The sequence below is a fragment of the Streptomyces anulatus genome (genome assembly GCF_000721175.1).
Taxonomy (GTDB): Bacteria; Actinomycetota; Actinomycetes; order Streptomycetales; family Streptomycetaceae; genus Streptomyces; species Streptomyces anulatus_C.
In genome coordinates, this window is record NZ_JOEZ01000016.1 from 709,850 (window position 1) to 722,261 (window position 12,412).

9 protein-coding genes are annotated in these 12,412 nt (G+C 71.6%); 6 read left to right on the forward strand and 3 right to left on the reverse strand.

Annotation, left to right across the window (positions count from 1 at the left end; translation table 11 throughout):
* Positions 1-315: 315 nt before the first annotated feature.
* Both gltB and IG90_RS0121405 read left to right on the forward strand, forming a co-directional pair.
* On the forward strand, positions 316-4,875 hold the full coding sequence (gene gltB / locus IG90_RS0121400; RefSeq protein ID WP_030586702.1) for a glutamate synthase large subunit: 4,560 nt from the start codon (positions 316-318) through the stop codon (positions 4,873-4,875).
* On the forward strand, positions 4,868-6,328 hold the full coding sequence (locus IG90_RS0121405; RefSeq protein ID WP_030586705.1) for a glutamate synthase subunit beta: 1,461 nt from the start codon (positions 4,868-4,870) through the stop codon (positions 6,326-6,328). Before gltB ends, IG90_RS0121405 begins: the two co-directional genes overlap by 8 nt.
* 184 nt (positions 6,329-6,512) lie before the next feature.
* On the opposite strand, the gene IG90_RS0121410 is transcribed toward IG90_RS0121405, so the two are convergent.
* Positions 6,513-7,424, reverse strand: a complete 912-nt coding sequence (locus IG90_RS0121410) for a rhomboid family intramembrane serine protease (RefSeq protein WP_030586708.1) — start codon at positions 7,422-7,424, stop codon at positions 6,513-6,515.
* Positions 7,425-7,568: 144 nt separating this feature from the next.
* Between IG90_RS0121410 and IG90_RS0121415 the strand changes: the two genes are divergently transcribed.
* From IG90_RS0121415 to IG90_RS0121430, 4 genes are all read left to right on the forward strand, one after another.
* Positions 7,569-8,318 carry a vWA domain-containing protein gene (locus IG90_RS0121415; RefSeq protein ID WP_030586711.1) on the forward strand — a complete coding sequence of 250 codons (750 nt, stop codon included), beginning with the start codon at positions 7,569-7,571 and terminating at the stop codon, positions 8,316-8,318.
* Entirely contained in the window at positions 8,315-8,887 is a 573-nt protein-coding gene (locus IG90_RS0121420; protein WP_030586714.1) for a HutD/Ves family protein, read from the forward strand. The genes IG90_RS0121415 and IG90_RS0121420 overlap by 4 nt, the downstream gene beginning before the upstream one ends.
* Positions 8,888-8,954: 67 nt before the next feature.
* The gene (locus IG90_RS0121425) at positions 8,955-9,440 is read left to right on the forward strand and encodes a GNAT family N-acetyltransferase (protein WP_030586717.1); all 486 of its coding nucleotides are present in this window, start codon (positions 8,955-8,957) and stop codon (positions 9,438-9,440) included.
* Between the two features lie 69 nt (positions 9,441-9,509).
* A complete protein-coding gene (locus tag IG90_RS0121430; RefSeq protein ID WP_078585313.1) occupies positions 9,510-10,043 on the forward strand; it encodes a pyridoxamine 5'-phosphate oxidase family protein in 534 nt (177 codons plus the stop codon).
* 175 nt (positions 10,044-10,218) lie between these two features.
* Here the strand turns inward: IG90_RS0121430 and IG90_RS0121435 are convergent, their stop codons facing one another.
* The gene (locus IG90_RS0121435) at positions 10,219-11,205 is read right to left on the reverse strand and encodes an acyl-CoA dehydrogenase family protein (protein ID WP_030586723.1); all 987 of its coding nucleotides are present in this window, start codon (positions 11,203-11,205) and stop codon (positions 10,219-10,221) included.
* The gene (locus IG90_RS0121440) at positions 11,205-12,350 is read right to left on the reverse strand and encodes an acyl-CoA dehydrogenase family protein (RefSeq protein WP_030586726.1); all 1,146 of its coding nucleotides are present in this window, start codon (positions 12,348-12,350) and stop codon (positions 11,205-11,207) included. Before IG90_RS0121440 ends, IG90_RS0121435 begins: the two co-directional genes overlap by 1 nt.
* Positions 12,351-12,412: the final 62 nt, after the last annotated feature.

A 12,412-nucleotide genomic window follows, 5' to 3' on the forward strand; every position in this document is an offset into this window, starting at 1 on the left:
CAGGGCTGCACATATGTAGCCATTACCCGGTGGTTTCGTTTCCGTTGCCACCGGGCATGAGCCGTAGGCACCGCAGGCAACGACGCCTGCTCTCTGCGACTCCCGGGCGCCGATCCTTTTCGACAGCGACCCACCCCCTGGTCAAGCCGGTCGCCACTGGTCACCCAGTCACTTCCGGTCACCACGGTGTCCGTATGTTGGAATGAACCTTCCGCTTCTTGAGAAGCGCCCCATCATGTAACCTGCACGAAATTTCGCAGAGGGCCAACGTCGTCCCTCGGCACCGCAAATGCCACGACGACGACGGGAGAGCCGATGCGTATCGACGCCTGGTCGCCCATGGACGGTCGCCCCGCCCAGCAGGGGATGTACGACCCCCGTAACGAGCACGACGCCTGTGGCGTCGGGTTCGTGGCCACTCTGACCGGTGTGGCCAGCCATGAGCTGGTCGAGCAGGCGCTGACCGTACTGCGCAACCTCGAACACCGCGGCGCCACCGGTTCCGAGCCCGACTCCGGCGACGGCGCCGGCATTCTCTGCCAGGTCCCGGACGCCTTCCTGCGCGCCGAGACCCCTTTTGAACTTCCCGAGGCCGGTTCGTATGCCGTGGGCATCGCCTTCCTCCCCGCGGACGAGTCCACCGAGGCCGTCCGCACGATCGAGAAGATCGCCGCCCAGGAAGGCCTGAAGGTCCTCGGCTGGCGCGACGTCCCGGTCACCCCCGCACTTCTCGGCAACGGCGCCCGCGCCACGATGCCCGAGTTCCGCCAGGTCTTCGTCGCCGACGGCGAGTCCACCGGCATCGCCCTGGACCGCAAGGCCTTCGTCCTGCGCAAGCGTGCCGAGCGTGAGGCCGGGGTGTACTTCCCCTCGCTCTCCGCCCGCACCATCGTCTACAAGGGCATGCTCACCACCGGGCAGCTGGAGCCGTTCTTCCCGGACCTCTCCGACCGCCGCTTCGCCTCCACGGTCGCGCTGGTCCACTCCCGCTTCTCCACCAACACCTTCCCCAGCTGGCCGCTGGCCCACCCGTACCGCTTCGTCGCGCACAACGGCGAGATCAACACGGTCAAGGGCAACCGCAACTGGATGAAGGCCCGCGAGTCCCAGCTCGCCTCCGAGCTCTTCGGGCAGGCGCAGCTCGACCGGATCTTCCCCGTCTGCACCCCGGACGCCTCGGACTCGGCCTCCTTCGACGAGGTCCTGGAGCTGCTCCACCTCGGCGGGCGCTCGCTGCCGCACTCGGTGCTGATGATGGTCCCCGAGGCGTGGGAGAACCACGACTCGATGGACCCGGCCCGGCGCGCCTTCTACCAGTACCACGCCACGATGATGGAGCCCTGGGACGGCCCGGCCTGCGTCACCTTCACCGACGGCGTCCAGGTCGGCGCGGTCCTCGACCGCAACGGTCTGCGCCCCGGCCGCTACTGGGTCACCGACGACGGCCTCGTCGTGCTCTCCTCCGAGGTCGGCGTCCTGGACATCGACCCGGCGAAGGTCGTCCGCAAGGGCCGCCTCCAGCCCGGCAAGATGTTCCTCGTCGACACCGCCGAGCACCGCATCATCGAGGACGACGAGATCAAGGCGTCCCTCGCCGCCGAGCAGCCCTACCAGGAGTGGCTGGAGACCGGTGAGATCGGCCTCGGCGACCTGCCCGAGCGCGAGCACATCGTGCACACCCACGCCTCGGTCACCCGCCGCCAGCAGACCTTCGGCTACACCGAGGAAGAGCTCCGCGTCATCCTCGCGCCGATGGCCCGCACCGCCGGCGAGCCGCTCGGCTCCATGGGGACCGACTCGCCGATCGCCGCGCTCTCCGAGCGCCCCCGGCTGCTCTTCGACTACTTCACCCAGCTCTTCGCGCAGGTCACCAACCCGCCGCTGGACGCCATCCGCGAGGAGCTCGTCACCTCGCTGCGCTCCTCGCTCGGCCCCCAGGGCAACATCCTGGAGCCGACCGCCGCCGCGTGCCGCAGCGTCACGCTGCCGTTCCCGGTGATCGACAACGACGAGCTCGCCAAGCTGATACACATCAACGCCGACGGCGACATGCCGGGCATGAAGGCCGCCACGCTGGCCGGTCTCTACCGGGTCGGCGGCGGCGGCGAGGCGCTGGCCGCGCGGATCGAGGAGATCTGCACCGAGGTCGACGCCGCCATAGAGGACGGCACCCGCCTGATCGTCCTCTCCGACCGGCACTCCGACGCCGAGCACGCCCCGATCCCCTCGCTGCTGCTCACCTCGGCCGTCCACCACCACCTCATCCGCACCAAGCAGCGCACCCAGGTGGGCCTGCTGGTCGAGGCCGGGGACGTCCGCGAGGTCCACCACGTCGCCCTGCTCATCGGCTACGGCGCCGCCGCGGTCAACCCGTACCTCGCCATGGAATCCGTCGAGGACCTGGTCCGCGCCGGCACCTTCATCGAGAACATCGAGGCCGAGCAGGCCATCCGGAACCTGATCTACGCGCTCGGCAAGGGCGTCCTGAAGGTCATGTCCAAGATGGGCATCTCCACCGTCGCCTCCTACCGCGGCGCCCAGGTCTTCGAGGCCGTCGGCCTGGACGAGGCCTTCGTCGCGACGTACTTCAACGGCACCGCCACCAAGATCGGCGGCGCCGGCCTGGACGTCATCGCCAAGGAGGTCGCCGCCCGGCACACCAAGGCGTACCCCGCCTCCGGCATCGCGGCCTCGCACCGCGCGCTGGAGATCGGCGGCGAGTACCAGTGGCGGCGCGAGGGCGAACCGCACCTGTTCGACCCGGAGACGGTCTTCCGCCTCCAGCACGCCACCCGCAACCGGCGCTACGACATCTTCAAGCAGTACACCGAGCGGGTGAACGAGCAGTCCGAGCGCCTCATGACGCTCCGCGGCCTCTTCGGCTTCGACTCCGGCCGCGAGCCGATCTCCCTCGACGAGGTCGAGCCCGCCTCCGAGATCGTCAAGCGCTTCTCCACCGGCGCCATGTCGTACGGCTCGATCTCCCGCGAGGCGCACGAGACGCTCGCCATCGCGATGAACCAGCTCGGCGGCAAGTCCAACACCGGTGAGGGCGGCGAGGACCCCGACCGCCTCTACGACCCGGCGCGCCGCTCCTCCATCAAGCAGGTCGCCTCCGGCCGCTTCGGTGTGACCAGCGAATACCTGGTCAACGCGGACGACATCCAGATCAAGATGGCCCAGGGCGCCAAGCCCGGCGAGGGCGGCCAGCTGCCCGGCCACAAGGTCTACCCGTGGGTCGCCAGGACGCGTCACTCGACGCCCGGCGTCGGCCTCATCTCGCCGCCGCCGCACCACGACATCTACTCCATCGAAGACCTCGCCCAGCTGATCCACGACCTGAAGAACGCGAACCCGCAGGCGCGGATCCACGTGAAGCTGGTCTCCGAGGTCGGCGTCGGCACGGTCGCCGCCGGTGTCTCCAAGGCCCACGCGGACGTCGTGCTCATCTCCGGCCACGACGGCGGAACGGGCGCCTCCCCGCTCACCTCGCTCAAGCACGCGGGCGGCCCCTGGGAGCTCGGCCTCGCCGAGACCCAGCAGACGCTGCTGCTCAACGGCCTGCGCGACCGCATCGTCGTGCAGACCGACGGCCAGCTCAAGACCGGCCGCGACGTCGTCATCGCCGCGCTCCTGGGCGCCGAGGAGTTCGGTTTCGCGACCGCGCCGCTCGTCGTCTCCGGCTGCGTCATGATGCGCGTCTGCCACCTGGACACCTGCCCGGTCGGCATCGCCACCCAGAACCCGGTCCTCCGGGACCGGTTCTCCGGCAAGGCCGAGTACATCGTCAACTTCTTCGAGTTCATCGCCGAAGAGGTCCGCGAGATCCTCGCCGAGCTGGGCTTCCGCACCATCGAGGAGGCCGTCGGTCACGCCGAGCTCCTCGACACCGACCGCGCGATCACGCACTGGAAGGCGCAGGGACTCGACCTGGCTCCGCTCTTCCACGTGCCCGAGCTGCCCGAGGGCGCGGTCCGCCACCGCATCGTCGAGCAGGACCACGGTCTGACGAAGGCGCTCGACAACCAGCTCATCAAGCTGGCCGCCGACGCGCTCGGAGCGACAAGCCCCGAGGCCGCCCAGCCGGTCCGCGCCCAGGTGCCGATCCGCAACATCAACCGGACCGTCGGCACGATGCTCGGCCACGAGGTGACCAAGAAGTTCGGCGGTGCGGGCCTGCCCGAGAACACCATCGACATCACCTTCACCGGCTCGGCCGGCCAGTCCTTCGGCGCGTTCCTGCCGCGCGGGATCACCCTGCGCCTGGAGGGCGACGCCAACGACTACGTCGGCAAGGGCCTCTCCGGCGGCCGGGTCGTCGTCCGCCCGGACCGGGGCGCCGATCACCTCGCCGAGTACTCCACCATCGCCGGCAACACCATCGGCTACGGCGCCACCGGCGGCGAGGTCTTCCTGCGCGGCCGCACCGGCGAACGCTTCTGCGTCCGCAACTCCGGTGCACTGGTCGTCTCCGAAGGCGTCGGCGACCACGGCTGCGAGTACATGACCGGCGGCCAGGCCGTCGTCCTCGGCGAGACCGGCCGCAACTTCGCCGCCGGTATGTCGGGCGGTGTCGCGTACGTCATCGACCTGAACCGCGACAACGTCAACGTCGGCAACCTCGGCGCGGTCGAGGAACCGGACGACACCGACAGGCAGTGGCTGCACGACGTCGTGCGCCGCCACCACGAGGAGACCGGCTCCACCGTCGCCGAGACGCTCCTCGCCGAGTGGGACACCGCGGTGACCCGCTTCAGCAAGATCATCCCGTCCACGTACAAGGCAGTGCTCGCCGCCAAGGACGCCGCTGAGCTCGCCGGTCTCTCCGAGCAGGAGACCACCGAGAAGATGATGGAGGCGGCGACCAATGGCTGACCCCAAGGGCTTCCTGACCACCGGACGCGAGGTCGCCAGGACCCGCCCCGTGGCCGAGCGCGTCAAGGACTGGAACGAGGTCTACGTCCCGGGCTCGCTGCTCCCGATCATCAGCAAGCAGGCCGGCCGCTGCATGGACTGCGGCATCCCGTTCTGCCACAACGGCTGTCCGCTGGGCAACCTCATCCCCGAGTGGAACGACTACGCCTACCGCGAGGACTGGACCGCCGCATCCGAGCGGCTCCACGCCACGAACAACTTCCCGGAGTTCACCGGGCGGCTGTGCCCGGCCCCCTGCGAGTCGGCGTGCGTGCTCGGCATCAACCAGCCCGCCGTCACCATCAAGAACGTCGAAGTCTCCATCATCGACAAGGCGTGGGACAGCGGCGACGTCACCCCGCAGCCGCCGGAGCGCCTCTCCGGCAAGACCGTCGCGGTCATCGGCTCGGGCCCGGCGGGACTCGCCGCCGCCCAGCAGCTGACCCGGGCCGGCCACACCGTCGCCGTCTACGAGCGCGCGGACCGCATCGGGGGCCTCCTCCGCTACGGCATCCCCGAGTTCAAGATGGAGAAGTCGCACATCAACCGCCGCATCGAGCAGATGCGCCTGGAAGGCACCAAGTTCCGTACGGAGGTGGAGATCGGCAAGGACATCGACGCCGCGAAGCTCCGCCGCCGCTACGACGCGGTCGTCATCGCGGCCGGTGCCACCGTCTCCCGCGACCTGCCGGTCCCCGGCCGTGAGCTGGGCGGCATCCACTTCGCGATGGAGTACCTGCCGCTCGCCAACAAGGTGCAGGAGGGCGACCTCACGGTCTCCCCGATCCACGCCGGCGGCAAGCACGTCGTCGTCATCGGCGGCGGCGACACCGGAGCGGACTGCGTCGGCACCGCCCACCGCCAGGGCGCGGCCTCCGTCACCCAGCTGGAGATCATGCCGAAGCCGGGCGAGGAGCGGAACCCGGGCCAGCCCTGGCCGACCTTCCCGATGCTCTACAAGGTCACCTCCGCGCACGAGGAGGGCGGCGAGCGGGTCTACTCCGTCTCCACCACCCACTTCGAGGGCGACGAGGACGGAAACGTCGCGGCCCTCCACCTGGTCGAGGTCGAGTTCAAGGACGGTAAGCTGGAGCAGAAGCCCGGCACGGAGCGGCGCATCCCCGCGCAGCTCGTCACCCTCGCCATGGGCTTCACCGGAACCGACCAGTCCAACGGTCTGGTCCAGCAGTTCGGCCTGGAGCTCGACCAGCGTGGCAACGTCGCCCGCGACGAGCACTACGCGACCAACGTCGACGGCGTCTACGTCGCCGGTGACGCGGGACGCGGCCAGTCGCTGATCGTCTGGGCGATCGCCGAGGGCCGCTCCGCCGCCCGCGGAGTGGACCGCTTCCTGACCGGGACCAGCGCCCTGCCGGCCCCGATCCGCCCGACGGACCGGTCCCTGCTGGTCTGAGCACCATCCGGGTTCCCCCTGGGCCACGCGGCCCGGGGGAGCCCCCATCACACGTCCCGTACAACGGCGTACGGAACTGAACGCGGCGCCTGCCCGTCCCCGACCGGACACCAGCGGGCGCCGTGGCGCGTCCGGGGCCGGTTTCCCGCCCGGCCCCGGAGCCGGTTTCGCGCCCGGCCCGGCCTCAGCCGCCCGTCAGCGCCGAGGTCTTCACCACCACCGCCACCGCGAACAGCCCCACCAGCACCAGCCCACCCGCGAGCTGCACCGGCCAGACCCGCAGCTTCGCGGGCGCGTAGGCGAGCCCGTACGTTACCAGCGCCCCGGTCAGCAGCCCGCCCAGGTGCCCCTGCCACGAGGTGAACGCGGCCGAGATCAGCATCCAGAGCAGGAACCCGGCCATGAACCGGTTGACCGCCGACATGTCCCGGCCGAGCCGCCGGTGGATGACCCAGTACGCGGCGGCCAGTCCGAAGACCGCACCGGAGGCGCCGACCGTCGAGGTGTCCGGCGCCACCAGGTACACCAGGACCGAACCGCCCACCGCGGACAGCAGATACAGCGCCGCGTAGCGGGCCCGGCCGAGCTGTCCCTCCACTGCCCGGCCGATGTTCCACAGCGCGAACATGTTGAACACCAGGTGCATCACCCCGAACGAGGCGTCCGGAGGAAGATGGAGGAAGGCCCCGGTCACCAGCCGGTACCACTCGCCGTCCGCGATGCCCGTCAGCTCGTACCCGGGATACGTGTCACCCCGGTAGTAGTACTGCTCACCGTCCGGGCCGGTCAGCACCGCCCCGAGCACCGCGAACCGGTCCACGATCTCCGGCCTGACCACCTCGCCGATGTAGGCCAGGACGTTGAGCGCCATCAGGACGTACGTCACCAGCGGTGCCGTCGCCCGGGAGACGGCACCGCCGAAGACCGTACGGGCCTGCCGTACCGAGCGCTGCCCCTCCTTCACGCACTCCACGCAGTGATGGCCGACGGCGGCCTCCCGCATGCAGTCCGGGCAGATGTAGCGGTCGCAACGGGTGCAGCGGACATACGTCTCGTAGGACGGATGGCGGTAACACGCGGTGGCGGCGGCCTCCATGGCCGGCTCCTTCACTGGGGGTGTGCAACGGGGCCGGTGGGGGCGGCGGCGATCAAGATAGCGAACCGGTGCGGTGGGCCGTGTGCCCGGGGCCCGGCGGTGGCCTACGCTCGAGGTCCGCAGAGCGCAGAACGGGGGGCCGTCATGAACGGTGTGAACACGGCCGTGGGCACCGGCCCGGCCATCAGCCTCACCAAGGTGCAGGAGACGGCTCCGGCCCTGGTCAGCCTCTACAGGAGCGCCGGGGTCTCGCTGGAGAAGCACGGACTGGGCGGTCACCGCGCGGCCGTCTACCTCGTCCTGGACCATTCGGGCTCGATGAAGCCCTATTACAAGGACGGCAGCGTCCAGGCGCTGGCCGACCGGGTGCTGGGCCTGTCGGCCAACCTCGACGACGACGGCACGGTGCCCGTCGTCTTCTTCTCCACCGACATCGACGCGGTCACCGACATCGCCCTCGACAACCACCACGGCCGGATCGACGAGATCACGGCGGGCCTCGGGCACATGGGGAAGACCAGCTACCACCTGGCGATGGACGCCGTCATCGACCACTACCTCGACAGCGGTTCCACCGCGCCCGCCCTGGTCGTCTTCCAGACGGACGGGGGGCCGATCAACAAGCTCGCCGCCGAGCGCTACCTCTGCAAGGCCGCGAAGCTGCCGCTGTTCTGGCAGTTCGTCGGCTTCGGCAACACCCGCAGCAGCCAGTTCGACTTCCTGCGCAAGCTCGACGAGCTGGCCGTCCCCGCCAAGCGGACCGTCGACAACGCCGGGTACTTCCACGCCGGCCAGGACCCCCGGAAGGTCCCGGACTCCGAGCTGTACGACCGCCTCGTCGCCGAGTTCCCGCTCTGGCTGGCCGCCGCCGAGGCGCAGGGGATCATCCGGTGACGGACCGGACCCTGCGCGTCCTGCGCGCCGCCGACCGTACGCCCGCGCCCTGGAAGAACGGTGGCGGGATCACGCGGGAGATCGCCACCGGCCCCGAGGGCGCGGGCCCCGGCACCTTCGACTGGCGGGTGAGCCTCGCGGACGTCACCGCCGACGGGCCGTTCTCCGCCTTCCCGGGCGTGGACCGCATCCTGACGGTGGTCGAGGGCGCGGGCATGGACCTCGTCGTCGGCGGCGAACACCACATCGTCGACGAGCCGCTGTGGCCGCACGGCTTCCCCGGCGACCTGCCCACCGAGGGCTTCCTGCTGGGCGGCCCGGTCGTCAATCTCAACGTCATGTACGGCAGGGCCCGTACGCGGGCGGAGACCGCCGTGGTCTGCGGCACGGTGCGCCTGCTGCCGCCGGAGGGCGGCGCGGTGCTCGCCGTCTCCCTGGACGACGGCGCGGAGCTGGAGGGCACGGGCGTCCGGCTGGACCGCTACGACGCGGTGCTGGCGGCCGGGGTGTCACCCGGGGTCCTGCGGACGATGGGCCAGGCGGTGCTGATCACGTTCTCGGCGGTGTGATCGCCCGGCCGGCGGTGTGCGGAATAACCGGCTGACGGGTTCGCCCGCGCGGGATACGGTCACCCGCATGCCCGAACACGCAGCCGGACCCACCGTGATCCGCCGTTACGCCGCCGCGGACGAGAACGCCTCGATGGACGTCTGGTCCCGGGCCGGCCGTACGGCCCATCCCTTCATCCCCGGTGAGGGCGAGGGCGAACGCGCCCGCAAGATGCGCGAGGTCTACCTCGTCCACGCCGAGAACTGGGTCGCCGAGTCCAACGGCCGTGTGGTGGCTCTCCTGGGCCTCCTGGACGCCGAGATCGGCGGCCTCTTCGTGGCTCCGGAGGCACAGGGCACGGGGGTGGGCCGGCGCCTCGTCGAGCACGCGGCGGCGCTGCACGGAGCCCTGACCCTGGAGGTGTACGAGAAGAACACGCAGGCCCGCGGGTTCTACGCCCGGATGGGCTTCGTGGAGGAGAGCCGTCGCCTCGACGAGGAGTACGACGAGATCATGCTCAAGCTCGTCCGCCCGGCCCCGGAGAACCCGGCCCGGGGCGGCGAGGCGGTCTGACTCCATCCCGGGGTCTGCCCGCCTGTCGTGCCGGAATACCGACAGGAGATGTCGGGTATCCGGTGTTCCATGGCGCCCATGACGTCTTCATCGCCCGCGCCCGCACCTGTCTCCTGGGACGGCTTCGCCGCCGCCGAGCCCGACTTCGCCGACACCGTGCAACGCCGCTTCCGGCTCTACAAGCACCACGTCCTGGCCACCCTGAGGAAGGACGGCTCGCCCCGGGTCACCGGCCTGGAGGCCGACTTCCGCTACGGCGAGCTGCTCCTCGGGATGATGCCGAACTCCCGCAAGGCCCTGGACCTGCGACGCGATCCGCGCTTCGCGCTCCAGGCCAACCCGGGCCCCGACGCCGAGATGAACGACGGCGATGTCCGCGTCAGCGGCCGGGCCGTGGAGATCACCGACCCGGAGGTGATCGCCCGCTTCATCAAGGACGCCACCCCGCCCGAGCCGTTCCACCTCTTCCGCGCGGAGCTGACCGAGGTGGTCCGCATCGGGCTCGACGGCGACTTTCTGGTCATCCGATCCTGGCGCCCGGGTCAGCCACTGCGCACCGTGCGCCGCACCGGCGACGACGCTCCGGCGGTCGAAGCGTCCTGAGAGCCTGTCGGGTGACCTCTGATCGGGCGGCCACGCCCTGGCACGCACGCTTCCGGCGTTGCCGAAATGCCCTGGTGGCTCCGCTACGAGGACCTCTCGGTGTCTGGGAATCGCACGCACCGGACCGCGTCCGCTTTCCGTTCGAAGGCCACCCGACAGGCTCTGAGCCGGGGCCTCAGCCCGCCAGCACCCGGGCCCGGCAGGCGGACGGCGTCCCCCAGGCGTCCCGCAGCGGCCGGGCCCGGCGCAGCCACCACGCGAGGTCCAGCTCCTGCGTGTAGCCGACCGCCCCGTGCGACTGGAGCGCGGTGCGGGCCGCCGCGTACCCCGCCTCGCCCGCCGTCACCTTCGCCGCCGCGACCGCCGCCCCGGCCCCGGGCGATCGCCCGGCCAGCTCCACCGCCGCCCCGTACAGCAGCGGGCGCGCGAACTCCAGGCCGAGCAGGGTGTCCGCCAACCGGTGCTTGACCGCCTGGAACGAGCCGACGGGCACCCCGAACTGGGTGCGCTGCTTCACGTACGCCACCGTCGCCCGCAGCAGCTCCTCCCCGCAGCCCAGCGCCAGGGCCGCCGTCGCGAACGTGGCCCGGTCGGCGGCCGCCCGCGCCGACTCGCCCACCCTCGGCCCGGCCGCCATCACCTCGCCGCCCGCCGGCGGCCGGAACCGCCGCCGCGCCGGGTCGGCCGACGCCGAGAGCTCGCCGGGCCCCGGTGCGAGCCGCAGTTCGTCGCCGGTCACCGTGAACACCGCGTCGGCCGCGTCCGCGTCCAGGGCGTACGGGCCGTGCCCGTCCAGGACCAGTGACACCACCGCCGTACCCGACGCGATCCCCGGCAGCCACTCCTCGGCCACCGCCCCGCCCGCCCCGCCCAGCAGCACCCCGGCCGCCAGGGTCTCCGCCACCGGGCCGGGCACCGCGTGCCGCCCCAGCTCGACGCAGGCGACGGCCAGCTCCACGGGGAGCGGCCCGAGACCCCCGTACGCCTCCGGGACCGCGAGCGCGAACACCCCCGCGTCCGCGAGCCGCCCCCACAAAACCCGCCCCGGACCGTGATCCCCGGCGGCCCACGCCCGCAGGACCGACGGTGTGCCTGCCGCCGTCAGCATCGCGTCCAGGGAGCGCCCGAACTCCCGCTGCTCGTCGTCGAGGAGGAAACGCATCAGCGCCGTCCCTTCGGCAGGCCGAGCAGCCGCTCGGCGATGATGTCGCGCTGGATCTCGTTCGTCCCCGCGTAGATGGGCCCCGCCAGGGCGAAGACGTACCCCTGCGCCCACGCTCCGTCCGCCGCCTCCGCGTCCGGGCCCAGCAGGTCGAGCGCCGTCTCGTGCAGCGCGATGTCGTAATGCGACCAGAACACCTTGTTCAGGCTGGACTCGGGTCCCAGCGACGCCCCCGCCGCGAACCGGGAGGCGGAGGCGGCCGTGAACAGCTGGTACGCCCGCGCCCCGATCACCGCGTCCGCCACCCGGTCCCGCAGCGCCGTGTCCGCCGGGTCGCCCGCCTCCCGCCACAGCTCCGCCAGCCGGCCGGCGGCGGCCAGGAAACGGCCGGGGGAGCGGAGCGTGAGGCCCCGTTCGTCCCCGGTGGCCGACATCGCGATCCGCCAGCCCTGCCCCGGCTCCCCGATGACGTCCTCGTCCGGTACGAAGACCTCGTCGAGGAAGATCTCGGCGAACGCGGGCTTCCCGTCCAGCCGCCTGATCGGGCGGACCGTGACGCCCTCCGCCCTCAGGCCGAACATCAGGTACGTGAGCCCGTGATGCGGCTTCGCGGCCCCCGGGTCCGTACGGAAGACGCCGAACGCCCGGTCCGCGAACGCCGCCCGCGAGGACCACGTCTTCTGCCCCGACAGCAGCCAGCCGCCCTCCGCGCGCACCGCCCGCGAGCGCAGCGCCGCCAGGTCCGACCCGGCCTCCGGCTCCGACCAGGCCTGCGCCCAGATCACCTCGCCGCTCGCCATCGACGGCAGCACCCGGGCCCGCTGCTCCGCCGTGCCGTGGGCGAGCAGGGTCGGGGCGAGGAGGCTGATCCCGTTCTGCGAGACCCGGCCCGGAGCGCCCGCCGCCCAGTACTCCTCCTCGAACGCCAGCCAGCCGAAGAGATCCGCGCCCCGGCCCCCGTACTCCTTCGGCCAGGAGACCGCCGACCACCGCCCGGTGTGCAGCAGCGCCTCCCACTCCCGGTGCGCGGCGAACCCCTCCCCGGTCTCCAGGGAGGGCAGCGGCCGGGCGGGTACGTGGTCCCGGAGCCAGGCCCGGGCTTCGGCCCGCAGCGCTTCGGTCCGTGCTGTCCGCGCCAGATCCATGACCGGCCCGCCTCTCCGCGTTGTCGGCGCCATCACCGCCCGCCCGTTCCCTAACAAGTGTT